Consider the following 24,866-nt stretch of genomic DNA (forward strand, 5'->3'; position numbering starts at 1 on the left):
CACGTAAGGAGCTGCTGGGTGACGAGCGTCGACACGAGCACACGAGCGGAAGACTCGGGACCCAGCGGCTACGCGGCGGCCCGGCTGCGCCTTCTCACCGAGAAGGGGCGGTCCGGGCCGCCGCGCCGTGCCGCCCTGGCCCGGCTCACGGACGACTGGCTGACCGGACTGTTCACCGCCGCCCGGCCGCCACGAGGGGTGGCGCTCGTCGCCGTCGGCGGCTACGGGCGGGGCGAACTCTCCCCGCGCAGCGACCTCGACCTGCTCCTGCTGCACGACGGCACCGCCGACGCGGGCGCGGTCGCCGGCCTCGCCGACCGGATCTGGTACCCGGTCTGGGACCTCGGCCTCGCCCTCGACCACTCCGTCCGCACCCCCGCCGAGGCCCGCAGGACCGCCGGGGACGACCTCAAGGTCCAGCTCGGCCTCCTCGACGCCCGGCCGGTCGCCGGCGACCTCGGCCTCGTCGCCGGACTGCGCACCGCCGTCCTCGCCGACTGGCGCAACCAGGCGCCGAAACGGCTCCCGGAGCTGGACGCGCTCTGCCGCGAGCGCGCCGAGCGCATGGGGGAGCTGCAGTTCCTCCTCGAACCCGACCTCAAGGAGGCCAGGGGAGGCCTCCGCGACGCCCAGGTCCTGCGCGCCGTCGCCGCCTCCTGGCTCGCCGACGCACCGCGCGAGGGCCTCGACGAGGCCCGCCGCCGCCTCCTCGACGCCCGCGACGCGCTCCACCTCGCCACCGGACGGGCCACCGACCGGCTCGCGCTCCAGGAACAGGACGCCGTCGCCGACGAGCTCGGCCTCCTCGACGCCGACACCCTGCTCCGCGAGGTGTACGAAGCGGCGCGGATCATCTCGTACGCCACCGACGTCACCTGGCGCGAGGTCAACCGGGTTCTGAAGGCCCGCTCCGCACGCCCCCGCTTCCGCGGCCTTCTGGGCGGCCGGCCGGGCGGCGGAAGGCCCCCCGTCGAACGCACCCCGCTCGCCGAAGGCGTCGTCGAGATGGACGGCGAGGCCGTCCTCGCCCTCAGCGCCAAGCCCGAACGCGACCCCGTGCTGCCGCTGCGCGCCGCGGCCGCCGCCGCCCAGTCCGGGCTTCCGCTCTCCCTGCACGCCGTACGCCGCCTGGCGGCCGCCGCCCGGCCGCTGCCGGTGCCGTGGCCCGCCGAGGCCCGCGAGGAGCTCGTCACCCTGCTCGGCGCGGGAGAGCCCACCGTGCCCGTCTGGGAGGCACTGGAGGCCGAAGGCCTCGTCACCCGGCTCCTGCCCGACTGGGAGCGCGTCCGCTGCCGCCCGCAGCGCAACCCCGTCCACACCTGGACCGTCGACCGGCACCTCGTCGAGACCGCCGTACGGGCCTCCTCGCTGACCCGCCGCGTCGGCCGGCCCGACCTGCTGCTCGTCGCCGCGCTCCTGCACGACATCGGCAAGGGCTGGCCGGGCGACCACTCCGTGGCCGGCGAGACCATCGCCCGCGACCTCGCGACCCGGATCGGCTTCGACCGCGCCGACGTGGCCGTCATCGCCACCGTCGTACGCCACCACCTGCTGCTCGTCGAGACCGCGACCCGGCGCGACCTGGACGACCCCGCCACCGTCGAGGCCGTCGCCTCCGCCGTCGGCACCGCCGGGGCCCTGGAACTGCTGCACGCCCTCACCGAGGCCGACGCGCTGGCCACCGGACCGGCCGCCTGGTCCACCTGGCGCGCCTCCCTCGTGGCGGACCTCGTCAAACGGGCCGGGGCCGTCCTCGCCGGAGAGCCCGCGGCGGAGCCCGAGCCCGCCGTGACCAGCGCCGAACAGGAACGCCTGGCCATCGAGGCGCTGCGGACCGGAGAGCCGGTCCTCGCCCTGCACACCCAGCCCGAGTCCGCCCCCGAGGACGGCGAACCGGAACCCGTGGGCGTCGAACTCCTCATCGCCCTGCCCGACCAGCCCGGCGTCCTGCCCGCCGCGGCCGGCGTCCTCGCGCTGCACCGGCTGACCGTACGGGCCGCGGACCTGCGCGCCGTCGAGCTCCCCACCGCGCTCGGCGCCGGCGCCGTCCTGGTCCTGAACTGGCGCGTGGCCGCCGAATACGGCTCCCTGCCGCAGGCCTCCCGGCTCCGCGCCGATCTCGTACGGGCCCTGGACGGCAGCCTCGACATCCCCGCCAGGCTCGCCGAACGCGACGCCGCCTATCCTCGGCGGCGCGGCCTCACCGCCCCGCCGCCCCGCGTCACCGTCGCCGCCGCCGACTCCCGGCTCGCCACCGTCATCGAGGTCCGCGCCCAGGACGCCCCCGGCCTGCTCCACCGCATCGGCCGGGCGCTGGAGGGCGCCGACGTGCGGGTCAGGAGCGCCCATGTCTCGACCCTGGGCGCGAACGCGGTGGACACGCTGTACGTGACCCGTCCCGACGGCTCCCTCCTGGCCGAGGAGGAGGCGGCGGACGTGGCGCAGGCACTGGAGAAGGCGCTGAGGTGACCCCGTGACACGCTGAGGTGACCCGTGGCCCGTGGCCCGTGGCCGGTGGCCGGTGGCCGGTGGCCGGTGGCCGGTGGCCGGTGGCCGGTGGCCGGTGGCCGGTGGCCGGTGGCCGGTGGCCGGTGGCCCGTGGCCCGTGGCCGGTGGCCGGTGGCCCGTGGCCGGTGACCCGTGACCCGCGACCCGTGACCCGTGACCCGCGACCCGCGACACGGCGGCACGCCGGTCGTCGGGCCGGGGCCGGTCCCCGCACGGGCGGGGGGTGACCCCGGGGTCAGGGACCGGGCCGCCGGTGCCGAAGTCCGCTCCCCGCACATGCGGGGTTCCCGTCCCCTCGCCCACCGGATTCGGCGGGCGGGGGCACGTCCTTCGAGCGGCCAGATACCCTTGAGGGCAATCTGTCCGCCTGCCCCCGACACCGAGGATCCGCGACCGCCGTGTTCGATACCCTCTCCGACCGCCTTGCAGCGACATTCAAGAACCTCCGGGGCAAGGGCCGCCTGTCCGAGGCGGACATCGACGCCACCGCGCGCGAGATCCGGATCGCCCTGCTCGAGGCCGACGTCGCGCTGCCCGTCGTCCGGGCCTTCATCAAGCAGGTCAAGGAGCGGGCCGCCGGCGCCGAGGTCTCCCAGGCGCTGAACCCCGCCCAGCAGGTCATCAAGATCGTCAACGAGGAGCTCATCGGCATCCTCGGTGGCGAGACCCGGCGCCTGCGGTTCGCCAAGACCGCGCCCACCGTGATCATGCTCGCCGGTCTCCAGGGTGCCGGTAAGACCACCCTCGCCGGAAAGCTCGGCCTCTGGCTCAAGAGCCAGGGCCACTCCCCGCTGCTCGTCGCCTGTGACCTCCAGCGCCCCAACGCCGTCACCCAGCTCGGTGTCGTCGCCGAGCGCGCGGGCGTGGCGTTCTACGGCCCGCAGCCGGGCAACGGCGTCGGTGACCCGGTCCAGGTCGCGAAGGACTCGATCGAGTACGCGCGGACCAAGATGTACGACGTCGTCATCGTCGACACCGCCGGCCGCCTCGGCATCGACCAGGAGCTGATGCAGCAGGCCGCGGACATCCGCGACGCCGTCAGCCCCGACGAGGTCCTCTTCGTCGTCGACGCCATGATCGGTCAGGACGCGGTCAACACCGCCGAGGCCTTCCGTGACGGCGTGGGCTTCGACGGTGTCGTGCTCTCCAAGCTCGACGGCGACGCCCGAGGCGGTGCCGCGCTCTCCATCGCGCACGTCACCGGCCGCCAGATCATGTTCGCCTCCAACGGCGAGAAGCTGGACGAGTTCGACGCGTTCCACCCGGACCGCATGGCGTCCCGCATCCTCGGCATGGGCGACATGCTCTCCCTGATCGAGAAGGCCGAGCAGACCTTCAGCCAGGAAGAGGCCGCCAAGATGGCCTCCAAGCTGGCGTCCAAGAAGGGTCAGGAGTTCACGCTCGACGACTTCCTGGCCCAGATGGAGCAGGTCCGCAAGATGGGCTCCATCTCCAAGCTGCTCGGGATGCTCCCCGGCATGGCGCAGATGAAGGAGCAGATCAACAACATCGACGAGCGGGACGTCGACCGCACGGCCGCGATCATCAAGTCGATGACGCCGGGCGAGCGCCAGGACCCGACCATCATCAACGGCTCGCGCCGCGCCCGGATCGCCAAGGGTTCCGGTGTCGAGGTCAGCGCGGTCAAGGGGCTCGTCGAGCGCTTCTTCGAGGCCCGCAAGATGATGTCCCGCATGGCCCAGGGCGGCGGCATGCCGGGCATGCCCGGCATCCCGGGCATGGGTGGCGGCCCCGGCCGGCAGAAGAAGCAGGTCAAGCAGGCCAAGGGCAAGCGCAAGAGCGGTAACCCGATGAAGCGCAAGGCCGAGGAGGAGGCCGCCCAGGCCCGCCGCGAGCAGGCGCAGCAGGGCGGGGCGTTCGGTCTCCCGGCGGCCGGGCAGAACCCGGGCGACTTCGAGCTGCCGGACGAGTTCAAGAAGTTCATGGGCTGAGCAGGTTCCCGAAGGGGCCCGGGGCGGTGTGAAACCGCCCCGGGCCCCTTTTCACTCCTTCACCCCGTCCGGCATGCCGGGATCGTCCGGACTTTCGATACTGAGGGCCGGGCCCGACCGTCGGTGTGAGGAGAGCAGCGTGCCCAACTCCGTACCTCCGCGCGACCGGACCGACCAGCCCTGGCGCTCGGAAGGGGCGCCGCCGCCGCAGCCGCCGAAACGGAAGATGCCCGGAGGGTGGGGAGGGCTCGTCCTCGCCGCCCTGGTCGTCTATCTCATCGCCAACCTCGTGCTGTCGTTCTTCAACCGGGGCGACGAGCCGACGATCTCGTACACCGAGTTCAGCAAGCAGGTGAACGCGGGCAACGTCACCAAGATCTACTCCAAGGGTGACGCCATCCAGGGCGAGCTGAAGAACAAGCAGCCGCTGCCCAACGGAGACAAGGGCGACTACTCCAAGTTCGTCACCCAGCGGCCCGCGTTCGCCGACGACGAGCTCTGGAACGAGCTGACTGCGAAGGGCGTCACGGTCACCGCCGAACCCGTCGTCCAGGAGCGCAGCTTCCTCGCCAACCTGCTGATCGCGCTCGCGCCGATGCTGCTGCTCGTCGCCCTGTGGATCTTCATCGCACGCCGGATGAGCGGGATGGGCGGGGCGGGCGGCATGCTCGGCCGCAAGGCCCCGCCCAAGCCGGTCGAGCTCGAACCGGGCGTCCGGCGCACCACCTTCGAGGACGTCGCCGGGATCGACGAGGTCGAGGGCGAACTCAACGACGTCGTCGACTTCCTGAAGAACCCCTCCGCCTACCGCGACATGGGCGCCAAGATGCCGCGCGGCGTGCTTCTCGCGGGACCGCCCGGCACCGGCAAGACCCTCCTGGCCAGGGCGGTCGCCGGCGAGGCCGGCGTGCCGTTCTTCTCCGCCTCCGCGTCGGAGTTCATCGAGATGATCGTCGGCGTCGGGGCCTCGCGGGTCCGGGAGCTCTTCGCCGAGGCCCGCAAGGTGGCCCCGGCGATCGTCTTCATCGACGAGATCGACACCATCGGCCGCGCGCGGGGCGGCGGCTCCGGCATGGGCGGCCACGACGAGCGCGAACAGACCCTCAACCAGATCCTGACCGAGATGGACGGCTTCACCGGCTCCGAGGGCGTCATCGTCCTCGCCGCGACCAACCGCGCCGACGTGCTCGACCCGGCGCTCACCCGGCCCGGCCGCTTCGACCGGATCGTGCACGTGAACCCGCCCGACCGCGGGGGCCGCGAGGCCATCCTGAGGATCCACACCCGGGACATCCCGCTCGCCCAGGACGTCGACCTGGTCCAGGTCGCCCGGACGACTCCGGGGATGACGGGCGCGGAACTCGCCAACCTCGCCAACCTCGCCAACGAGGCCGCCCTCCTGGCCGTCAAGCGGCAGCAGAAGGCGGTCACCGCGTCCGACCTGTCCGACGCCCTGGAGAAGGTCCAGCTCGGCGCCGAGCGGCCGCTGGTGATGCCGGAGGAGGAGCGGCGCCGCACGGCGTACCACGAGAGCGGCCACGCCCTGCTCGGGATGCTCCAGCCCGGCGCGGACCCGGTCCGCAAGATCACGATCGTGCCGCGCGGGCGCGCCCTCGGCGTCACGCTCTCCACGCCGGACGCCGACAAGTACGCGTACACCGAGGAGTACCTGCGGGGCCGGATCATCGGCGCGCTCGGCGGGATGGCCGCCGAGCAGGTCGTCTTCGGGGTCGTCACCACGGGCGCCGAGAGCGACCTGGAGCAGGTCACCAGCATCGCCCGCGGCATGGCCGGCCGCTGGGGCATGAGCGAGCGCGTGGGCCGCCTCACGGCCATCCCCGGCGACGCGCAGCAGGCGTACGGCCTCTCGGCGGCCCCCGCGACCCTCGACATGGTGGCCGAGGAGATGCGCCGGATCGTCGACGAGTGCTACGAGAGCGCCGTCCGCCAGCTCCGCGAGAACCGCGACAGACTCGACGCCCTGGCGACCGCCCTCCTGGCGAACGAGACCCTGGAAGAGGCCGCGGCCTACCGCGCCGCGGGCATCACACGCCTGAACAAGGACCCCTGAAGCGCGCCCCACGCCGCCCGCGGGCTCCCGTCGCCCGTCGTCGGCAGGGGCCCGGGCCCGGAACCGATCAGGGCCCAGGCCCCGGCACCGAGCAGGGGCCCGGCATCGAGCACCGGCCCGGCCCGGAACCGAGCAGGGGCCCAGGGCCGGCACCGGGCTGCGGGCCCGGCCCCTGCTCGGCCCGGCACCGGGCCGCGGGGCCGGCCCGTGCTCCGGGCCGCGTCCGCGCACGAGCCCCGTGCTCCGGCCCGGGGTCCGGGTACGAGCTCCGGCCCCGTACGGAGTCCCGCCGCGTGGTTCGTACGGTCAGGACCCGCTTCCGGCACGGCGGCCGGCCCAGGGGGCCCGCGTTCGGCTCCGGCCCGCCCCCGGGGGCTTACCGCACTCGGGCGACCAGGTAGCGGAAGACGTTCGGCATCCAGACCGTGCCGTCGTGGCGGACGTACGGTTGCAGCGCCTCCGTGATCTCCTTCTCGACCTGGTCCGGGTCCGTCGCGCGGATCGCCGCGTCGAAGTCGCCCGTCGAGACGAGGCCCCGTACCGCGCTGTCCGCGTCCGCGTAGCCGAACGGGCAGGACACCCGGCCCGAGCCGTCCGGCTTCAGGCCGGCCCGCGCCACCACGTCCTCCAGGTCGTCGCGGAACGCCGGCCGCCAGCCCGTCAGCCGCGCCGCGACCTTCAGCACCGACGACGTCGCGCACCGCTCGGGCGGCCCCCAGCCCGCCAGTACGACCGCCGCGCCCGGTTGGGCCAGATGAGTGACGCCCGCGAGATCGCGCCCCAGCTCCGCCGAGGCGTGGAAGGCCGTGATCACGTCGAACGGCTCGTGGGACGCGGAACCGACGTCCGCCGGGCCGCCCTCGACGACCGTGTGCCCCGTCTCCTCCGGAATCCGCTCCCTCGCCAGCTCCACGCGCGCGTGGTCCCGGTCCACGCCGGTGACCCGCGCGCCGCGCGAGGCCGCGATCAGCAGCGCGAGGCCCGATCCGCAGCCGAGCCCCAGGACCCGTGAGCCGGGGCCCACCTCCAGCCGGTCGTACACCGCCTCGTAGAGCGGTACGAGCATGCGTTCCTGGATCTCGGCCCAGTCGCGCGCGGGGTGGTGCGGGACGAGCGTAGGTGTCATGGAAAGAGCCCCAATCAGTGCCTGGTCGACAGCCCCCGTGAAGCAGGTGCCCGCATCCCCCCGTATGTCAGGGAACTGCCGATCCGTGCCCGCGTCCAGTGCTCGCGCCGCACCACTTCCCCTTCGGGGAGGGGGCGGTGCGCCGACTTGACGCCCGAACCGGTACTGTCCCCGCATCGGCCCCCGGAGCGCGTACACCACCTCTACGCGCCGGGGCGTATGCGCCGCTACGCACCAGCTTGACGCGAGCTGCGCCACTTCTCCGCAGATCGGCGCACTGACCCTCGTCCGGACACATCAAGGGCAACTGACGGGTACGTGCAAAATATTTGGGATGCCCCGGAATGGAACCCGGGAGCGCGTCGGCTCGTTGTACGCGACGTGAGCACGACACCACCTGTTCTCGCCGCAGAGCTGGCACAGGCGTGGGCCGACATTCAGCGGCACCACCCCGAACTGCCCGATCTTGCCGCGCCCGAGTCCCTGATCGGAGAGTCGTCGTCCGCCTGCGGCGCCGAGCTCTCCTTCGAACGGCTGCTCCACGAGGCAGTCCACGGCATCGCCGCCGCCCGAGGTGTCCGCGACACCTCACGCGCCGGCCGCTACCACAACCGCAGATTCCTGGCGATCGCCGAGGAGATGGGCCTGGACCACCCCGAGGAGCCGCACGCCAGCAGCGGCTTCTCCCTGGTCACGCTCAACCCCGAGGCGAAGCGGCGGTACAGGCCCACGATGGAGCGGCTGCAGCGCGCCCTGAAGGCCCACACCGTCGCGACGGCCGCGGACACCAAGCGCTCCTTCCGCGGCCCCGCCGCCCGCCACGGCTCCTCCGGCGGCGGAGTGCGCGTCAAGGCCGTCTGCGACTGCGGCCGCAACGTGCGCGTGGTCCCCTCGGTGCTCGCCCAGGCCCCGATCGTCTGCGGCGGCTGCGGCAAGCCCTTCCGTATCCCGGAATCGGTGGGCGCGGCCGGCTGACCCCTGACCCGGCCCGGGTCAGGGGCGCCACGGTCGTGTGGCACAATGGCTAGCTGTACTCGACAGTCGCACAGGACCCCTCTCTCCTCCGGCTGACGCGTCCATCGGGCACCCGAGTACCGCAACCCCACGTGGCATCTCATGTGCCCAACCACGTCAAGACCAGGAGACACCACTCCAGTGGCAGTCAAGATCAAGCTCAAGCGCCTCGGCAAGATTCGCCAGCCGCACTACCGCATCGTCGTCGCCGACTCCCGCACCCGCCGGGACGGTCGTGCGATCGAGGAGATCGGTCTGTACCACCCGACGTACAACCCGTCGAAGATCGAGGTCGACTCGGACCGCGCGCAGTACTGGCTGTCCGTCGGCGCCCAGCCGACCGAGCCGGTCCTCGCCATCCTGAAGCTCACCGGCGACTGGCAGAAGCACAAGGGCCTGCCGGCCCCGGCGCCGCTGCTGCAGCCGGCGACGAAGGAGGACAAGCGCGCCTCCTTCGACGCGTTCGCCAAGACCCTCGAGGGCGACGACGCCAAGGGTGAGGCCATCACCCCGAAGGCGAAGAAGGCCGACAAGAAGGCGGACGAGGCCGAGGCCGCGTCCACCGAGTCGACCGAGGCCTGAGCATGCTCGAGGAGGCTCTCGAGCACCTCGTGAAGGGCATCGTCGACAACCCCGACGATGTGCAGGTCGCCTCGCGCAACCTGCGCCGTGGCCGCGTGCTGGAGGTCCGGGTCCACCCCGACGACCTCGGCAAGGTGATCGGCCGCAACGGCCGCACCGCGCGTGCGCTGCGCACCGTCGTGGGCGCCATCGGCGGCCGTGGCATCCGTGTCGACCTCGTCGACGTGGACCAGGTCCGCTGAAGCAAGTTGGACACACCGGCACGGGCCGGGGAGGGCCTTCGGGTCCGCCCCGGCCCGTCGTCGTCGGACAGGAGAGAATGCAGTCGTGCAGCTGGTAGTCGCGCGGGTCGGCCGCGCCCACGGCATCAAGGGCGAGGTCACCGTCGAGGTACGGACGGACGAGCCCGAACTGAGGCTCAGCCCCGGAGCGGTCCTGCTCACCGATCCCGCCTCGGCGGGACCCCTGACCATCGAGACCGGTCGCGTCCACAGCGGTCGCCTGCTCGTCCGCTTCGAGGGCGTACGCGACCGGAACGGCGCCGAAGCCCTGCGCAACACCCTGCTCATCGCCGACGTCGACCCCGACGAGCGGCCGGAGGAGGACGACGAGTACTACGACCACCAGCTCATGGACCTGGACGTCGTGCTCGCCGACGGCACCGAGATCGGCCGGATCACCGAGATCTCCCACCTGCCGTCCCAGGACCTCTTCATCGTCGAGCGGCCCGACGGCACCGAGCTGATGATCCCCTTCGTCGAGGAGATCGTCACCGAGATCGACCTGGAGCGGCAGCGGGCCGTCATCGATCCCCCGCCCGGGCTGATCGACGACCGTGCCGAGATCGCCTCCTCCCGCGATTCCGCCGAGACCGACGGCTCCGACGGCTCCGCCGAGTCCGACGAGTCCGCCGAGTCCCGCGAGGAAGAGTCCTGATGCGGCTCGACGTCGTCACGATCTTCCCCGAGTACCTGGAGCCGCTGAACGTCTCCCTGGTCGGCAAGGCACGCGCGCGTGGACAGCTCGACGTCCACGTACACGACCTGCGGGAGTGGACCTACGACCGCCACAACACGGTCGACGACACCCCGTACGGCGGCGGCCCGGGCATGGTCATGAAGACCGATCCCTGGGGCGACGCCCTGGACCAGACGCTCGCCGACGGCTTCGAGGCGGGCGCCCACGGACCCGTCCTGGTCGTCCCCACGCCCAGCGGGCGCCCCTTCACCCAGGAGCTCGCCGTCGAGCTCTCCGAGCGCCCCTGGCTCATCTTCACGCCGGCCCGCTACGAGGGCATCGACCGGCGGGTCATGGACGAGTACGCGACCCGGATGCCGGTCTACGAGGTCTCCATCGGCGACTACGTCCTGGCCGGCGGGGAGGCCGCCGTCCTGGTCGTCACCGAGGCCGTGGCGCGGCTGCTGCCCGGCGTCCTCGGCAACGCCGAGTCCCACCGTGACGACTCCTTCGCCCCCGGCGCCATGGCCAACCTCCTCGAAGGCCCCGTCTACACCAAGCCCCCCGAGTGGCGGGGCCGCGCCATCCCCGACGTACTCCTCAGCGGGCACCACGGGAAGATCGCGCGCTGGCGCCGCGACGAGGCGTTCCGGCGTACGGCGGCGAACCGGCCGGACCTGATCGAGCGCTGCGACCCGTCCGTCTTCGACAAGAAGGACCGGGAGATGCTCTCCCTGCTCGGCTGGGCCCCGGAGCCCGGTGGCCGATTTTGGCGCAGGGCCGACGCCGTGGAAGAATAGGCCGCTGCTGTGTGTCCGACGAGCGCCCCTGCCACAGGGGGACGACGCCCGCCCGGTACGCACGGCGCTTCATCGTCTTCTTCGAACGTTCCGCTGATGACCTGTGGCATCAGCGAGGAAAGAGACCACCATGGCCTCCCTGCTCGACTCGGTCAACGCGGCTTCGCTCCGCTCCGACCTCCCCGCCTTCCGTCCCGGCGACACCGTGAACGTCCACGTGCGCGTCATCGAGGGCAACCGCTCCCGTATCCAGCAGTTCAAGGGTGTCGTCATCCGCCGCCAGGGCTCGGGCGTCAGCGAGACCTTCACGGTCCGCAAGGTCTCGTTCTCCGTCGGCGTCGAGCGCACCTTCCCGGTGAACAGCCCGATCTTCGAGAAGATCGAGCTCGTCAGCCGCGGTGACGTCCGTCGCGCCAAGCTCTACTACCTGCGTGAGCTGCGCGGTAAGGCTGCCAAGATCAAGGAGAAGCGCGACAACTGAGCTTCGGCTCACCGTTCGCGCGGGGCTTCGGAGCACTGACTCACAGGGCGGCCGGATAGGCTCTGCCCTCGATGGACACCGAAGCACAGCACACGGAGCGCGACCGCTCCTCCGAGACGGAGGAGCGGTCGCGCTCCGCGCGTATATCCGGGCCCGGGTGGTCCGGATGGTCCTGGCGCCGTACGGGGGTCCTCGGCGGCGCCTGTGTTCTCTTCCTGCTGCTCCTCAGCCACTTCGTGCTGCAGCCCTTCCTGATCCCCAGCCGCTCGATGGAGCCGACGCTCCAGGTCGGGGACCGGATCCTGGTGAACAAGCTGGCGTACCGGTTCGGCGACCAGCCCCGCCGCGGGGACGTCGTCGTCTTCGACGGCACCGGATCCTTCCTCCAGGAGGTGCCCGAGGAGAACCCGGTCACCGGGCTCCTGCACGGCACCGCCGCGGCCCTCGGCCTCGCCGAGCCCGCCGAGACCGACTTCGTGAAGCGCGTCGTGGGCGTCGGCGGCGACCGTGTCGTCTGCTGCGACGCGAACGGCCGGCTCACCGTCAACGGCACGCCCGTCGAGGAGTGGTACGTCCAACTGGGCGACGCGCCGTCGAAGGTTCCCTTCGACATCGTCGTACCGCAGGGCACCCTGTGGGTGATGGGCGACCACCGCAGTCAGTCGAGCGACTCCCGGGACCACCTCGGTCAGCCGGGCGGCGGCATGGTGCCCGTCGAGCAGGTGATCGGCCGCGCCGACTGGATCGGCTGGCCCTTCGGCCGCTGGTCCGGTGTGCCGGCGACCGGCGCCTTCGACGGCGTACCCGCTCCCGCGGCGGGTGGCCATGGGTAACCGCGGCAGGGCGGCCGGGCACCGCGCCGACACACCGCTGCCCACCGGCACGCGGCCCACGGAGAGCGGCCGGCCGATGCCCGGGCGGGCGGAGCGGCGCAAGCTCGCCCGCAAGGTCAAGCGCCGGCGGCAGCGCTCGGCCGTCAAGGAGATCCCGCTCCTCGTCATGGTCGCGGTGCTGATCGCGCTCGTCCTGAAGACCTTCCTGGTCCAGGCGTTCGTCATCCCGTCCGGCTCGATGGAACAGACGATCCGGATCGACGACCGGGTCGTGGTCGACAAACTCACCCCCTGGTTCGGTTCCACTCCGCAGCGCGGTGACGTCGTGGTCTTCAAGGACCCCGGCAACTGGCTCCAGGACGCCGGGCCGCCCGCCGACGACCCGGTCGGCGTCAAGCAGGTCAAGCAGGCCCTGACCTTCATCGGACTGCTGCCGTCGGCCGACGAACAGGACCTGATCAAGCGCGTGGTGGCCGTCGGCGGCGACACCGTCGCCTGCTGCGACAAGGACGGGCGGGTCACGGTCAACGGCGTACCGCTCGACGAGCCCTACCTGCACCCCGGGAACGAACCCTCGAAGATCAAGTTCAAGGTGACGGTGCCCCAGGGCCGGATCTTCGTGCTGGGCGACCACCGCTCGGACTCCGCCGACTCGCGCTTCCATCTCGAGGAGAAGGACCAGGGGACGATCTCCGTGGACGACGTCGTCGGCCGCGCGGTGGGCATCGTCTGGCCGGTGAGCCACTGGCGGCGCCTGGAGGAGCCGGACACGTTTGCGGCCGTACCGGACGGTCGTTCGGGAGCTGTGTCCGCACACGGTGTGTCGCATAGTGTGTCTTCGCGGAATCTGAACGGATTGCCCTGGCTCCCGACCCCTGCGGAACTCCCGCTCGTTATGGGAGTGATGGGCCTGTCCCTGTTCTGGGGCAGGCATATGCACGGACTGAGGAGTGGATGTGGGGGATGTGGCCGTCGGCGCACGATCCGGACACGACGATCCCGAGGAGAGGCCCGAGCGCCTCACCGAGTCGTCGGTGGCCATGAGGGATGACTCCGGCGACCGGTCGGACGCCGACCCCGCGGACGGCGCGGCCGACGCCGGCGGCACCGGACAGGGCGGCGAGGCCGGGGAGGACGGCGAGGCCGACGATGCCCCCAGGAAGCCGCGTTCCTTCTGGAAGGAACTGCCGCTGCTGATCGGTATCGCCCTGCTGCTCGCGCTGCTGATCAAGACGTTCCTGGTGCAGGCGTTCTCGATCCCCTCGGACTCGATGATGAACACGCTGCAGCGTGGCGACCGGGTCCTGGTGGACAAGCTGACCCCGTGGTTCGGCTCCGAGCCGGAGCGCGGCGAGGTCGTCGTCTTCCACGACCCGGGCGGCTGGCTGGAGGGCGAGCCCACTCCCGACCCCAACGTGCTCCAGGAGTTCCTCTCCTTCATCGGCCTGATGCCGTCCGCCGAGGAGAAGGATCTGATCAAGCGCGTCATCGCGGTGGGCGGCGACACGGTCTCCTGCAAGGAGGGCGGCAAGGTCATCCTCAACGGCAAGGCGCTGGACGAGACCGCGTACATCTACCCCGGCTCCTCGCCCTGCGGTGACAAGCCCTTCGGGCCGATCACCATCCCCAAGGACAGCATCTGGGTGATGGGCGACAACCGGCAGAACTCGCTGGACTCCCGCTACCACCAGAACCTCGCCGGCGGCGGCACCGTCCCGAACGACCAGGTCGTCGGCCGCGCCGTCTTCGTGGCCTGGCCGGTCACCCGCTGGTCGACGCTGCCCGTGCCGGAGACCTTCGACCAGCCGGGGCTCAGCCAGGCGCTGGCCGTCGCCCCGGGCGCCGCCGGTCTGGCCGGTGCGCTGCCGCTGGTGCTGTGGCGCAGGAAGAGGCTCACCGCTCGGCATACCGCCGAGTAGGGGCGCCCGGGTAGGGTGCCGTCCCAGATCGTCGAACCGACCTTCGAGGTGGGGAGCGCTGGGATGAGCGGAACCATACGTACGGAAGGCGGCCGCGGCCGCCTCGGCAGCGTGCTGTCGGGGCTGGTCGTGGCCGTCGGCTGTGTGCTCTTCCTCGGCGGCTTCGCCTGGGGAGCCGTGGTCTACCAGCCGTACAGCGTGCCCAGTGACTCGATGACGCCGGCCCTGGCCGTCGGATCGAAGGTCCTCGCGCAGCGGATCGACGGCGACGAGGTGCGGCGCGGCGACATCGTCATCTTCAACGACCCGCTCTGGGGCGACGTGCCCATGGTGAAGCGCGTCGTCGGCGTCGGTGGCGACACCGTCGCCTGCTGCGACAAGGACGGACGGCTCACGATCGACGGCAGGGCGATCGAGGAGCCGTACACCCGGCCCGGCGCCCCGGTATCGGGGCAGAAGTTCTCGGCGGCCGTGCCGGAGGGAAAGCTCTTCCTGCTCGGCGACGAGCGGCACAACTCCCTGGACTCCAGGACCCACCTGGAGGAGGCCGGTCACGGCTCCGTACCGAGCTCCGCGGTCACCGCCCGGGTCGACGCCGTCGCCTGGCCCGGGACGGAGCTGGTGGAGCGCCCCACCGCCTTCGCGGCGCTGCCCGGCGGGGTCTCGGAGCGCGGCCCGGTCGAGCCGCTCTTCTACGCGATCGTCGGCGGGTGTGTACTGATCCTTGCCGGGGCCGCGTACGGCCCGGTGGCGCGGCTGGTGGGCGGACGGTCCGCGGGCCGCTCGGGAGACCGGTCGTCGGGCAGGGAGACGGTGGACGCGTGACGGGTGGAGACGGTGGCCGCATGACGGGTACGGAGGCTTCGGCCGGGGGGCCGCACCGCTTCGGCGGGCGGGAGCTTCGGCGGGTGGCGCGGGTCGTCCTGCTCGACCCCGACGACCGCATCCTCCTCATGCACGGGTACGAGCCCGAGGACCCGGCCCAGACCTGGTGGTTCACGCCCGGTGGCGGCCTGGAGGGCGACGAGACCCGGGAGGAGGCGGTGCTGCGCGAGCTCGCCGAGGAGACCGGGATCACCGACGTCGAACTGGGACCGGTCCTCTGGCAGCGGCTCTGCTCCTTCCCGTTCGACGGGCGGCGCTGGGACCAGGACGAGTGGTACTACCTGGCGCGAACCCGGCAGACGGTGACGGCCCCGGGCGGCCTCACCGAGCTGGAGCAGCGCAGTGTCTCCGGGCTGAGGTGGTGGACCTCCGCCGAACTGTCGGCGGCGCGTGAGACGGTGTACCCGACCAGACTCGCCGAGCTGCTGCACAGGCTGCTCGACGAGGGACCGCCGAGTTCACCGGTGGTGCTCGCCCCGGAAATCGCTTAACGGTGCGAGCGGCTGGCGCACAATAGGTGGACGCACGGCTGAAGGGGAACATGCCATGAGCGCCGAGGACCTCGAGAAGTACGAGACCGAGATGGAGCTGAAGCTCTACCGGGAGTACCGCGATGTCGTCGGGCTGTTCAAATATGTGATCGAGACCGAGCGTCGCTTCTACCTCACCAACGACTACGAGATGCAGGTGCACTCGGTCCAGGGCGAGGTGTTCTTCGAGGTGTCCATGGCCGACGCCTGGGTCTGGGACATGTACCGGCCGGCCAGGTTCGTCAAGCAGGTCCGCGTCCTCACGTTCAAGGACGTGAACATCGAGGAGCTCAACAAGAGCGACCTGGAGCTTCCCGGCAGCTGATGCCGCGGCCCGGTGTGAATCACTCGGACGAGTGACGAGGTTTTCCACAGACGCTCGGCCGTCCACCGGTCCGCACACGGAACGTGGCGAGGCGTCACAGTCGGTGCCGGAGGTGGTACCGATGAACGCACCGAGCGCATCGAGCACGACGCACACGACGAGTGGGCCGGGCACGTCGGCGAGCCGGACGAACCCGAGGAACGCCCTCGGGCGGTACGGAGAACAGCTCGCGGTCCGCAGGCTGACCGAGGCCGGGATGAGCATCCTCGCCCGGAACTGGCGCTGCGGACGCACCGGAGAGATCGACATCGTCGCCCGGGACGGGGACACCGTCGTCGTCTGCGAGGTCAAGACCCGGCGTGACGGCGCCTTCGAGCACCCCATGGCCGCCGTCACCCCCGCCAAGGCCGACCGGCTCAAACGCCTCGCGGCCTGCTGGCTCGACCGCCACGGCGGACCACCGCCCGACGGGGGCGTCCGCATCGACCTCGTCGGCGTGGTCCTGCCCCGTCGGGGCGCCCCGGTCGTCACCCACGCCCAGGGGGTGGCGTGATGGGATTCGCCCGCACCTGTTCCGTCGCCCTCGTCGGCGTCGAAGGCGTCGTCGTCGAGGTCCAGGCCGATCTGGAAGCCGGAGTCGCCGCCTTCACCCTCGTCGGACTGCCCGACAAGAGCCTCACCGAGAGCCGCGACCGTGTCAGGGCCGCCATCGTCAACTCCGACGCCGAATGGCCGCAGAAGAAGCTCACCGTCGGACTCAGCCCCGCCTCCGTCCCGAAAGGCGGATCCGGATTCGACCTCGCCGTCGCCGCCGCCGTCCTCGGCGCCGCCGAGCGGATCGACCCCCGGGGCATCGCCGACCTGGTCCTCATCGGCGAACTCGGACTCGACGGCCGCGTCCGGCCCGTGCGGGGCGTCCTGCCCGCCGTCCTCGCCGCCGCCGAAGCCGGCTACCGGCAGGTCGTCGTCCCCGAGCAGACGGCCGGCGAAGCCGCGCTCGTCCCCGGGGTCTCCGTCCTCGGCGTCCGCAGCCTGCGCCAGCTCATCGCCGTCCTCTCCGACGAACCCGTCCCCGCAGAGGAACCCGCCGAGGAGGGGCGCCCCGACGCCATGCTCGCCGGACTCCTCGTCCCCGGCGCCGGAGTCGGCACCGGCCTCTCCGCCGATCCCCTCGACGGACCCGACCTCGCCGACGTCGCCGGCCAGCACGGCGCCCGCCGCGCCCTGGAAGTCGCCGCCGCGGGCAGCCACCACCTGCTGCTCTCCGGACCGCCCGGAGCCGGCAAGACCATGCTCGCCGAACGCCTCCCCGGCATCCTGCCGCCCCTCACCCGCCAAGAGTCCCTCGAAGTCACCGCCGTCCACTCCGTCGCCGGCATCCTCCCGCCCGGCGAACCGCTCGTCCGGCGTGCGCCCTACTGCGCGCCCCACCACTCCGCGACCATGCAGTCCCTCGTCGGCGGCGGCAACGGACTCCCACGCCCCGGCGCCGTCTCCCTCGCCCATCGCGGCGTGCTCTTTCTCGACGAGGCGCCGGAGTTCTCCGGGAAGGCGCTCGACGCCCTGCGGCAGCCCCTCGAATCCGGGCACGTCGTCGTCGCCCGCGCCGCTGGGGTGGTCCGGCTCCCCGCCCGCTTCCTGCTCGCCCTCGCCGCCAACCCCTGCCCCTGCGGACGGCACACCCTGCGCGGCGCCGGCTGCGAGTGCCCCGCCTCCCTGATCCGCCGCTACCAGGCCCGGCTCTCCGGCCCGCTCCTCGACCGCATCGACCTCCGGGTCGAAGCCGAACCCGTCACCCGCTCGGACCTCCTCGGCCAGGGCGGACGCGGCGAAGCCACCGCCACCGTCGCCGACCGGGTCCGCGAGGCGCGCGCCCGCACCGCCGCCCGGCTCGCCGGCACGCCCTGGACCGTCAACAGCGAGGTGCCCGGCCACGAACTGCGCACCCGCTTCCTCGTCGGCCCCGGAGCCCTCGCCGCGGCGGAGCGGGACATCGAGCGGGGGATGCTCACCGCCCGCGGACTCGACCGGGTCCTGCGCGTCGCCTGGACCGTCGCGGACCTCGCGGGCCACGACCGGCCCGACGCCCAGGACGTCGACCTCGCCCTCGAACTGCGTACCGGCATCGCCCGGGGCGTACCGGTGGGAGCGGGGGACCGCGCATGACCTCCGACGACGAACGCCTCGCCCGCGCTGCCCTCACCCGTGTCGTCGAACCCGGTGACACCCACGCCGGCCGGTGGCTGCGGGCGTACGGGCCCCCGGGGTTCCTGGAGCGGCTCCGAGACCCGGCAGACGCCCGGGAGGGCACCCCCTTCCCCGGCACCGGGGCGAAACGGGTCGACGGGTGGCGCCGCCGCGCCGCGGCCGTGGAACCGCGGCGGGACCTGGACGCCGCCGAGCGGCACGGCGGCCGGCTCGTCGTCCCCGGCGACGCGGAGTGGCCCCGCCAGCTCGACGACCTCGGCGACGCCCGGCCCGTCGGGCTCTGGATCCGGGGCCCTGCCGACCTGCGGACCTGGGCCCTGCGCTCCGTCGCCGTCGTCGGTGCCCGTGCCTGCACCCCCTACGGCGCCCACATGGCCACCACGCTCGCCTCAGGGCTCGCCGAAGAGGGGTGGGTGGTCGTCTCCGGCGCCGCCTTCGGCGTCGACGGCGCCGCCCACAGAGGAGCCCTCGCCGCCCAGGGCGCCACCGTCGCCGTCCTCGCCTGCGGCGTCGACACCCCCTACCCCCGCGGCCATGCCGGACTCATCGGACGCATCGCCGAACAGGGACTCGTCATCGGCGAGTTACCACCCGGCAGTCACCCCACACCCAGCAGATTCATCCTCCGCAACCGGGTCATCGCCGCCCTGACCCGCGGCACCGTCGTCGTCGAGGCCGAGTACCGCAGCGGCTCCCTCGTCACCGCGCGCGCCGCCGCACGGCTCGGCCGCCACACCATGGGGGTGCCCGGCGCCGTCACCAGCGGCCTCTCCGCAGGCGTCCACGAACTCCTGCGCGGCGAGGCCACCCTCGTCACCGACGCGGCCGAAGTGATCGAACTCGTCGGGGACATGGGTCAACTCGCCCCGGTGAGGCGCGGACCCGTCCTGCCCAGGGACCTCCTCGGCCCCGACGCCACCCGCGTCCTCGAAGCGATGCCCGCGGGCCGCCCCGCGCCCGTGAGGACGATCGGCGACCGGGCCGGCTCGTCCACCGACGACACCCTCGCCCGACTCTACGAACTGCACTCCCTGGGGTTCGTCGAACGGCAAGGAGACGACTGGCAGTTGACGAACACCCCCACGGAAGGGGCGAATGTGCGGCGAGGCGGTACTTGACCTGGAGCATTCGGGTGAAATGGTGATGGTGATGAACCAGCCAGTTCTCCAGGTCGCACCCCGGCGGCCGAAGCGTGCCCTCGCCCGGGTTCGAAAGCGTGGCCGAGGCCGGCCACCCGGAGCGGTGCGATCCGCAGAGGTTCGCACACCGCGACGGTCCAGTCACGCTACGCTCACCAGCATTCCCTGCCGGACCCCCAGACCGACCCATCCGCCAGCAGAACGGCTCAAGGCGACGCATGCCCCAGCACACCTCCGGGTCTGACCGCGCTGCGGTGCCCCCAGCAGCCCGGGGCGCCGTGCGACCACCCGCACCGACATCGCTCGACGAGCTGTGGCGGTCGTACAAGGACACGGGCGACGAGCGGCTGCGGGAGCAGTTGATCCTGCACTACTCGCCGCTGGTCAAGTACGTCGCCGGCCGCGTCAGCGTGGGGCTGCCCTCCAACGTGGAACAGGCCGACTTCGTCTCCTCCGGAGTCTTCGGGCTGATCGACGCCATCGAGAAGTTCGACGTCGAGCGGTCGATCAAGTTCGAGACCTACGCGATCACCCGCATCCGGGGCGCGATGATCGACGAACTCCGCGCCCTGGACTGGATCCCGCGCTCCGTACGGCAGAAGGCGCGCAACGTCGAGCGCGCCTACGCCACCCTCGAGGCCAAGCTCCGGCGGACCCCGACCGAGAGCGAGGTCGCGGCCGAGATGGACATCGGGCTGGAGGAGCTGCACGCGGTTTTCAGCCAGTTGTCCCTCGCGAACGTCGTCGCCCTGGAGGAGCTGCTCCACGCGGGCGGCGAGGGCGGCGACCGGCTGTCGCTCATGGACACCCTGGAGGACACCGCCGCCGACAACCCGGTCGAGGTCGCCGAGGACCGCGAGCTGCGCAGGCTCCTCGCCCGCGCCATCAACACCCTCCCCGAGCGGGAGAAGACCGTCGTCACGCTCTACTACTACGAGGGCCTCACCCTCGCCGAGATCGGCCAGGTCCTCGGCGTCACCGAGAGCCGCGTCAGCCAGATCCACACCAAGTCCGTCCTGCAGCTGCGGGCCAAGCTGGCCGATGCAGGACGCTGACCGAGCGCGGCCGGTCGTATGGTGGAGCCGTGCCCAGGATTCGAGCGGCCTCCGTGGCCGAGCACCGGACGATGCAGCGCGGCGCCCTGCTGGACGCCGCGCGTTCCCTGCTGTCCGAGGGCGGTACGGAGGCGCTGACCTTCCCCGCCCTCGCCGAGCGCACGGGCCTCGCCCGCTCCTCGGTGTACGAGTACTTCCGCTCCCGCGCGGCCGTGGTCGAGGAGCTGTGCGCCGTCGACTTCCCCGTCTGGGCGGCCGAGGTCGAGACGGCGATGGCGGCGGCCGACACCGCCGAGGGCAAGGTCGAGGCGTACGTACGCACGCAGCTGGAGCTCGTGGGCGACCGGCGCCACCGCGCGGTCGTCGCGATCTCCGCCAGTGAGCTCGACGACGGTGCCCGCGAGAAGATCCGCGCGGCCCACGGCGGCCTCGTCGCCATGATCGTCGAAGCCCTCGCCGACCTGGGCCAGGCCCAGCCCCGCCTGGGCGCGATGCTCCTCCAGGGCGTCGTGGACGCGGCGGTGCGCCGTATCGAGCTGGGCGCGGCCGAGAACCCGGACACCATCGCCGAGGCCGCGGTCTCCATGGCCCTCCGCGGCGCCACCGGCTGACCGGGCCATGACGGACCGGACCACGGACCACGCCTCGATCACCTTCGTGCGCCACGTCGACGGCCTGCGCCATCTCTTCGCGAGGGACGGCGAGCAGCACGGCCGCCCCGCGTACCGGCGCACGGACGGCCAGGTGCGGTGCCTCTGGGCGCCCGGCCTCGGCTGGCACTGCGAGATCGCCGACGGCCTCGTCACCGCCCACCCCGTGAACGGCACCGGCGACGAGCCCGAACCCCCGGCCACCGTGTGGCGCAGCTTCAAGGGTGATCGCTCCTACCTCTACGACCTGGTGCCCTCCGGGAACGTCGGCTGATCCGTCACCGGGAGCAGTCTCGACGGGGCGCGGTTCAGGAGCAGCAGGGGGTTCAGATATGTGTCGCCCCGCAGCAGGCCCCAGTGCAGACAGGATTCCGGGCAGTGGGGGTTCCCGGGCGGCGGGGGAGCGAGCGTGGCGACAGGGTCGCCACGGGTGACCGCCGTGCCCGCCGTGACGCGCGGCTCCACCGGTTCGTACGTGGTGCGCAGGGGCGGCTCTCCGGTGCCCGGCACCGTGATCGTGAGAACCCCGCGGCCGGCCACGCGCCCCGCGAACGTGACCACGCCCGATGCCGCCGCGCGGACCGGGGCGCCCACCGGTGCGGCCAGGTCGACTCCGCGGTGACCGGCCGCGTACGGGCCGGCCGGTGGTTCCCAGCCACGGACGATCTCCGGGCGCGGCGGCCCCAGGGGCCACATCAGCGCCAGGGCGAGAAGCAGGTGCGTCATGAGGTGCATGGGGACACCGTCCCGCAGCCGCCCGATTCGCGTTGATCATGGTTGGTATCTGTGGAATACCGGCCGGTTGTGGACAGCGCCGTCACCCGGCACCCCCGGGGTCCCGTACACTTCCTATGGCGATCCGGGTCACCGGGTCGACTTCGCACGCCCCGCCACCCAACCTTCACCGGTCGTGGCAGCGCCTTTCGGTCCCTTGCGGCACGGCGCGTCGGGGTGTCAGGACATAACCGAGAAACACAAGGAGATACGGCCATGGCCGTCGTCACGATGCGGGAGCTGCTGGAGAGCGGCGTCCACTTCGGTCACCAGACCCGTCGCTGGAACCCGAAGATGAAGCGCTTCATCTTCACCGAGCGCAACGGCATCTACATCATCGACCTGCTCCAGTCGCTGTCGTACATCGACCGCGCCTACGAGTTCGTCAAGGAGACCGTCGCCCACGGCGGCTCCATCATGTTCGTCGGTACGAAGAAGCAGGCCCAGGAGGCCATCGCCGAGCAGGCGACGCGTGTCGGCATGCCGTACGTCAACCAGCGTTGGCTCGGTGGCATGCTCACCAACTTCTCCACCGTCTACAAGCGTCTGCAGCGCCTCAAGGAGCTCGAGCAGATCGACTTCGAGGATGTGGCCGCGTCCGGCCTCACCAAGAAGGAGCTCCTGGTCCTCTCCCGCGAGAAGGCCAAGCTGGAGAAGACCCTCGGTGGTATCCGCGAGATGCAGAAGGTGCCGAGCGCCGTCTGGATCGTCGACACCAAGAAGGAGCACATCGCCGTCGGTGAGGCGCGCAAGCTCCACATCCCGGTCGTCGCGATCCTCGACACCAACTGCGACCCCGACGAGGTCGACTACAAGATCCCGGGCAACGACGACGCGATCCGCTCCGTCACCCTGCTCACCCGCGTGATCGCCGACGCCGTCGCCGAGGGCCTCATCGCCCGCTCCGGCGCCGCGACCGGCGACTCGAAGCCGGGCGAGAAGGCCGCCGGCGAGCCGCTCGCCGAGTGGGAGCGCGACCTGCTCGAGGGTGAGAAGAAGGCTGACGAGGCCGAGGCTCCGGCCGCCGCCGAGGCCGAGAAGGCCGCCGACGCCCCGGCCGCCGAGGCTCCGGCCGCCGACGCCCCGGCTGCTGAGGCTCCGGCCGCCGAGGCCGAGCAGGCCTGACCCACGGCCCGACCTTCACGGGTCAGGTCCGGTTGGTTGTATCGGATGTCGACGGCGGGGGCCCACGAAGCCTCCGCCGTCCACCCGTAGATCTTTCAGACTTCGAGAGAGAAACTCAGACTCATGGCGAACTACACCGCCGCTGACGTCAAGAAGCTCCGTGAGCTCACCGGCGCCGGCATGATGGACTGCAAGAAGGCTCTGGACGAGGCCGACGGCAACGTCGACAAGGCCGTCGAGGCCCTGCGCATCAAGGGCCAGAAGGGCGTCGCCAAGCGCGAGGGCCGCTCTGCCGAGAACGGCGCCGTCGTCTCCCTCATCGCCGACGACAACACCTCCGGTGTCCTCGTCGAGCTGAAGTGCGAGACGGACTTCGTCGCCAAGGGTGACAAGTTCCAGGCCGTCGCCAACGCGCTCGCCGCCCACGTCGCCGCCACCTCCCCGGCCGACCTGGAGGCGCTGCTCGCCTCCGAGATCGAGCCCGGCAAGACGGTCCAGGCGTACGTCGACGAGGCCAACGCCAACCTGGGCGAGAAGATCGTTCTCGACCGCTTCGCGCAGTACGCCGACGGCTTCGTCTCGGCCTACATGCACCGCACCATGCCCGACCTGCCCCCGCAGATCGGTGTTCTCGTCGAGTTCGACAAGGAGAACGCCGAGGTCGCCAAGGGTGTCGCGCAGCACATCGCCGCCTTCGCGCCGAAGTACCTCACCCGTGAGGACGTCCCGGCCGAGGTCGTCGAGACCGAGCGTCGCGTCGCCGAGGAGACCACCCGCGCCGAGGGCAAGCCGGAGGCCGCGCTCCCGAAGATCGTCGAGGGTCGCGTCAACGGCTTCTTCAAGGACGCCACGCTGCTCGGCCAGCCGTACGCGCTGGACAACAAGAAGTCCGTCCAGCAGATCCTGGACGAGGCCGGTGTCACCCTGAAGCGCTTCTCGCGCATCAAGGTCGGCATCTGAGTCCGTACGCGACGGACACCGGGCCCGGGTAGGGTCTGAAGCAGTCGCCCGCGCTCGCGTAGGACGACCGCAGTTCTGACGAGGAGGCCATTGCCGCAGGGGAAACCGCAAGGACCCACCGGCAATGGCCTTCGTCGTATGTGCACGAGGAGATCTCCATGAACCAGAGCGCCGTACAGGGCGACGACAACCACGGCAAAAAGGCCGGCCGCTTCATGCTGAAGCTGTCCGGTGAGGCATTCGCCGGAGGCGGCGGTCTCGGCGTCGACCCCGACGTCGTGCACAAGATCGCCCGCGAGATCGCCGCAGTCGTACGCGACGGGGCGGAGATCGCGGTCGTGATCGGCGGCGGCAACTTCTTCCGCGGCGCCGAGCTGCAGGTACGCGGCATGGACCGGGCCCGCTCCGACTACATGGGCATGCTCGGCACCGTCATGAACTGCCTCGCCCTCCAGGACTTCCTGGAGAAGGAGGGCATCGACTCCCGCGTCCAGACCGCCATCACCATGGGCCAGGTCGCGGAGCCGTACATCCCGCTGCGGGCCGTGCGCCACCTGGAGAAGGGCCGCGTGGTCATCTTCGGCGCCGGTATGGGCATGCCGTACTTCTCCACCGACACCACGGCCGCCCAGCGTGCCCTGGAGATCGACGCCGAGGCCCTGCTCATGGGCAAGAACGGCGTCGACGGGGTCTACGACTCCGACCCGAAGGAGAACCCGGACGCGGTGAAGTACGACGCGCTGGAGTACGGAGAGGTCATCTCCCGCGACCTCAAGGTCGCCGACGCCACCGCCATCACGCTGTGCCGCGACAACAAGCTGCCGATCCTCGTCTTCGAACTGCTCGCCGAGGGCAATATCGCGCGCGCGGTGAAGGGTGAGAAGATCGGCACGCTCGTGAACGACCAGGGCACCCGGGCCTGAGCCTCGGCTCGAATCCGGGTACCTCCCCGCGAGGGGATGGACAGAGCCC

The 24,866-nt window shown here is 71.8% G+C and carries 26 protein-coding genes; 24 read left to right on the plus strand and 2 right to left on the minus strand.

What is annotated here, in order from left to right; translation table 11 throughout:
* Positions 1–18: 18 nt before the first annotated feature.
* The 3 genes from ACFVGW_RS29840 to ftsH all read left to right on the plus strand — a co-directional run bounded on the left by ACFVGW_RS29840 (position 19) and on the right by ftsH (position 6,531).
* Positions 19–2,469 (plus strand): [protein-PII] uridylyltransferase, encoded by a 2,451-nt coding sequence (locus ACFVGW_RS29840; protein ID WP_352190309.1) that lies wholly within the window; start codon positions 19–21, stop codon positions 2,467–2,469.
* Positions 2,470–2,906: 437 nt separating this feature from the next.
* Positions 2,907–4,460 carry a signal recognition particle protein gene (ffh, locus tag ACFVGW_RS29845; protein ID WP_352190308.1) on the plus strand — a complete coding sequence of 518 codons (1,554 nt, stop codon included), beginning with the start codon at positions 2,907–2,909 and terminating at the stop codon, positions 4,458–4,460.
* Between the two features lie 139 nt (positions 4,461–4,599).
* Positions 4,600–6,531 carry an ATP-dependent zinc metalloprotease FtsH gene (gene ftsH / locus ACFVGW_RS29850; RefSeq protein ID WP_385854120.1) on the plus strand — a complete coding sequence of 644 codons (1,932 nt, stop codon included), beginning with the start codon at positions 4,600–4,602 and terminating at the stop codon, positions 6,529–6,531.
* 376 nt (positions 6,532–6,907) lie between these two features.
* On the opposite strand, the gene ACFVGW_RS29855 is transcribed toward ftsH, so the two are convergent.
* Positions 6,908–7,657 (minus strand): class I SAM-dependent methyltransferase, encoded by a 750-nt coding sequence (locus ACFVGW_RS29855; protein ID WP_385854121.1) that lies wholly within the window; start codon positions 7,655–7,657, stop codon positions 6,908–6,910.
* 381 nt (positions 7,658–8,038) lie between these two features.
* Between ACFVGW_RS29855 and ACFVGW_RS29860 the strand changes: the two genes are divergently transcribed.
* From ACFVGW_RS29860 to ACFVGW_RS29945, 18 genes are all read left to right on the plus strand, one after another.
* Positions 8,039–8,632 (plus strand): hypothetical protein, encoded by a 594-nt coding sequence (locus ACFVGW_RS29860; protein WP_352190305.1) that lies wholly within the window; start codon positions 8,039–8,041, stop codon positions 8,630–8,632.
* A gap of 180 nt (positions 8,633–8,812) precedes the next feature.
* Positions 8,813–9,253, plus strand: a complete 441-nt coding sequence (gene rpsP / locus ACFVGW_RS29865; RefSeq protein ID WP_260227749.1) for a 30S ribosomal protein S16 — start codon at positions 8,813–8,815, stop codon at positions 9,251–9,253.
* Positions 9,254–9,255: 2 nt separating this feature from the next.
* Complete coding sequence (locus tag ACFVGW_RS29870) at positions 9,256–9,495, plus strand: RNA-binding protein (protein ID WP_005311361.1); 240 nt, start codon at positions 9,256–9,258, stop codon at positions 9,493–9,495.
* A gap of 85 nt (positions 9,496–9,580) precedes the next feature.
* Positions 9,581–10,189: a ribosome maturation factor RimM gene (rimM, locus tag ACFVGW_RS29875; RefSeq protein ID WP_385854122.1), complete on the plus strand. Its 609-nt coding sequence runs from the start codon at positions 9,581–9,583 to the stop codon at positions 10,187–10,189.
* Positions 10,189–11,010, plus strand: a complete 822-nt coding sequence (trmD, locus tag ACFVGW_RS29880; protein WP_383290739.1) for a tRNA (guanosine(37)-N1)-methyltransferase TrmD — start codon at positions 10,189–10,191, stop codon at positions 11,008–11,010. The genes rimM and trmD overlap by 1 nt, the downstream gene beginning before the upstream one ends.
* 130 nt (positions 11,011–11,140) lie before the next feature.
* A complete protein-coding gene (gene rplS, locus ACFVGW_RS29885; protein ID WP_315893860.1) occupies positions 11,141–11,491 on the plus strand; it encodes a 50S ribosomal protein L19 in 351 nt (116 codons plus the stop codon).
* 71 nt (positions 11,492–11,562) lie between these two features.
* Positions 11,563–12,324 (plus strand): signal peptidase I, encoded by a 762-nt coding sequence (gene lepB / locus ACFVGW_RS29890; protein WP_385854123.1) that lies wholly within the window; start codon positions 11,563–11,565, stop codon positions 12,322–12,324.
* Complete coding sequence (gene lepB, locus ACFVGW_RS29895) at positions 12,317–13,375, plus strand: signal peptidase I (protein WP_385854124.1); 1,059 nt, start codon at positions 12,317–12,319, stop codon at positions 13,373–13,375. Before lepB (ACFVGW_RS29890) ends, lepB (ACFVGW_RS29895) begins: the two co-directional genes overlap by 8 nt.
* Positions 13,290–14,243: a signal peptidase I gene (gene lepB / locus ACFVGW_RS29900; protein WP_385854173.1), complete on the plus strand. Its 954-nt coding sequence runs from the start codon at positions 13,290–13,292 to the stop codon at positions 14,241–14,243. The genes lepB (ACFVGW_RS29895) and lepB (ACFVGW_RS29900) overlap by 86 nt, the downstream gene beginning before the upstream one ends.
* Positions 14,244–14,306: 63 nt before the next feature.
* On the plus strand, positions 14,307–15,068 hold the full coding sequence (lepB, locus tag ACFVGW_RS29905; RefSeq protein ID WP_385854125.1) for a signal peptidase I: 762 nt from the start codon (positions 14,307–14,309) through the stop codon (positions 15,066–15,068).
* A 20-nt stretch (positions 15,069–15,088) separates the two neighbouring features.
* On the plus strand, positions 15,089–15,619 hold the full coding sequence (locus tag ACFVGW_RS29910; RefSeq protein WP_383226706.1) for an NUDIX hydrolase: 531 nt from the start codon (positions 15,089–15,091) through the stop codon (positions 15,617–15,619).
* A gap of 55 nt (positions 15,620–15,674) precedes the next feature.
* Complete coding sequence (locus ACFVGW_RS29915) at positions 15,675–15,983, plus strand: DUF2469 domain-containing protein (protein WP_005311352.1); 309 nt, start codon at positions 15,675–15,677, stop codon at positions 15,981–15,983.
* A 121-nt stretch (positions 15,984–16,104) separates the two neighbouring features.
* Positions 16,105–16,536, plus strand: coding sequence for a YraN family protein (locus ACFVGW_RS29920; RefSeq protein WP_385854126.1), 432 nt, complete (start codon positions 16,105–16,107; stop codon positions 16,534–16,536).
* Positions 16,536–18,149, plus strand: coding sequence for a YifB family Mg chelatase-like AAA ATPase (locus tag ACFVGW_RS29925; RefSeq protein ID WP_385854127.1), 1,614 nt, complete (start codon positions 16,536–16,538; stop codon positions 18,147–18,149). The genes ACFVGW_RS29920 and ACFVGW_RS29925 overlap by 1 nt, the downstream gene beginning before the upstream one ends.
* Positions 18,146–19,309, plus strand: a complete 1,164-nt coding sequence (gene dprA / locus ACFVGW_RS29930; protein WP_385854128.1) for a DNA-processing protein DprA — start codon at positions 18,146–18,148, stop codon at positions 19,307–19,309. Before ACFVGW_RS29925 ends, dprA begins: the two co-directional genes overlap by 4 nt.
* Positions 19,310–19,548: 239 nt before the next feature.
* Complete coding sequence (gene whiG / locus ACFVGW_RS29935) at positions 19,549–20,385, plus strand: RNA polymerase sigma factor WhiG (protein WP_352191877.1); 837 nt, start codon at positions 19,549–19,551, stop codon at positions 20,383–20,385.
* A 53-nt stretch (positions 20,386–20,438) separates the two neighbouring features.
* Positions 20,439–20,996 carry a TetR/AcrR family transcriptional regulator gene (locus tag ACFVGW_RS29940; protein ID WP_385854174.1) on the plus strand — a complete coding sequence of 186 codons (558 nt, stop codon included), beginning with the start codon at positions 20,439–20,441 and terminating at the stop codon, positions 20,994–20,996.
* Positions 20,997–21,003: 7 nt separating this feature from the next.
* Positions 21,004–21,309, plus strand: coding sequence for a hypothetical protein (locus tag ACFVGW_RS29945; RefSeq protein ID WP_385854129.1), 306 nt, complete (start codon positions 21,004–21,006; stop codon positions 21,307–21,309).
* On the opposite strand, the gene ACFVGW_RS29950 is transcribed toward ACFVGW_RS29945, so the two are convergent.
* Complete coding sequence (locus ACFVGW_RS29950; protein ID WP_385854130.1) at positions 21,276–21,770, minus strand: M23 family metallopeptidase; 495 nt, start codon at positions 21,768–21,770, stop codon at positions 21,276–21,278. The two genes, ACFVGW_RS29945 and ACFVGW_RS29950, sit on opposite strands and share 34 nt — an antisense overlap.
* Positions 21,771–22,025: 255 nt before the next feature.
* Between ACFVGW_RS29950 and rpsB the strand changes: the two genes are divergently transcribed.
* From rpsB to pyrH, 3 genes are all read left to right on the plus strand, one after another.
* Entirely contained in the window at positions 22,026–22,934 is a 909-nt protein-coding gene (gene rpsB / locus ACFVGW_RS29955) for a 30S ribosomal protein S2 (RefSeq protein WP_385854131.1), read from the plus strand.
* Between the two features lie 123 nt (positions 22,935–23,057).
* Positions 23,058–23,894, plus strand: coding sequence for a translation elongation factor Ts (gene tsf / locus ACFVGW_RS29960; protein WP_383226719.1), 837 nt, complete (start codon positions 23,058–23,060; stop codon positions 23,892–23,894).
* Positions 23,895–24,052: 158 nt separating this feature from the next.
* Positions 24,053–24,817, plus strand: coding sequence for a UMP kinase (gene pyrH / locus ACFVGW_RS29965; protein ID WP_385854132.1), 765 nt, complete (start codon positions 24,053–24,055; stop codon positions 24,815–24,817).
* Positions 24,818–24,866 lie beyond the last annotated feature (49 nt).

It is taken from the genome of Streptomyces sp. NPDC127129 (assembly GCF_042671585.1).
Taxonomy (GTDB): Bacteria; Actinomycetota; Actinomycetes; order Streptomycetales; family Streptomycetaceae; genus Streptomyces.

Bases quoted from the DNA above. Each gene is read 5' to 3' on its own strand.
- lepB (WP_385854123.1), top strand. From the start codon at position 11,563: ATGGACACCGAAGCACAGCACACGGAGCGCGACCGCTCCTCCGAGACG.
- pyrH (WP_385854132.1), top strand. From the start codon at position 24,053: ATGAACCAGAGCGCCGTACAGGGCGACGACAACCACGGCAAAAAGGCC.
- ACFVGW_RS29915 (WP_005311352.1), top strand. From the start codon at position 15,675: ATGAGCGCCGAGGACCTCGAGAAGTACGAGACCGAGATGGAGCTGAAG.
- lepB (WP_385854124.1), top strand. From the start codon at position 12,317: ATGGGTAACCGCGGCAGGGCGGCCGGGCACCGCGCCGACACACCGCTG.
- dprA (WP_385854128.1), top strand. From the start codon at position 18,146: ATGACCTCCGACGACGAACGCCTCGCCCGCGCTGCCCTCACCCGTGTC.
- lepB (WP_385854125.1), top strand. From the start codon at position 14,307: ATGAGCGGAACCATACGTACGGAAGGCGGCCGCGGCCGCCTCGGCAGC.
- ACFVGW_RS29925 (WP_385854127.1), top strand. From the start codon at position 16,536: ATGGGATTCGCCCGCACCTGTTCCGTCGCCCTCGTCGGCGTCGAAGGC.
- ACFVGW_RS29945 (WP_385854129.1), top strand. From the start codon at position 21,004: ATGACGGACCGGACCACGGACCACGCCTCGATCACCTTCGTGCGCCAC.
- ACFVGW_RS29920 (WP_385854126.1), top strand. From the start codon at position 16,105: ATGAACGCACCGAGCGCATCGAGCACGACGCACACGACGAGTGGGCCG.
- trmD (WP_383290739.1), top strand. From the start codon at position 10,189: ATGCGGCTCGACGTCGTCACGATCTTCCCCGAGTACCTGGAGCCGCTG.
- ACFVGW_RS29910 (WP_383226706.1), top strand. From the start codon at position 15,089: ATGACGGGTACGGAGGCTTCGGCCGGGGGGCCGCACCGCTTCGGCGGG.
- whiG (WP_352191877.1), top strand. From the start codon at position 19,549: ATGCCCCAGCACACCTCCGGGTCTGACCGCGCTGCGGTGCCCCCAGCA.
- ACFVGW_RS29870 (WP_005311361.1), top strand. From the start codon at position 9,256: ATGCTCGAGGAGGCTCTCGAGCACCTCGTGAAGGGCATCGTCGACAAC.
- ACFVGW_RS29855 (WP_385854121.1), bottom strand. From the start codon at position 7,657: ATGACACCTACGCTCGTCCCGCACCACCCCGCGCGCGACTGGGCCGAG.
- rplS (WP_315893860.1), top strand. From the start codon at position 11,141: ATGGCCTCCCTGCTCGACTCGGTCAACGCGGCTTCGCTCCGCTCCGAC.
- tsf (WP_383226719.1), top strand. From the start codon at position 23,058: ATGGCGAACTACACCGCCGCTGACGTCAAGAAGCTCCGTGAGCTCACC.
- rpsB (WP_385854131.1), top strand. From the start codon at position 22,026: ATGGCCGTCGTCACGATGCGGGAGCTGCTGGAGAGCGGCGTCCACTTC.
- ACFVGW_RS29950 (WP_385854130.1), bottom strand. From the start codon at position 21,770: ATGCACCTCATGACGCACCTGCTTCTCGCCCTGGCGCTGATGTGGCCC.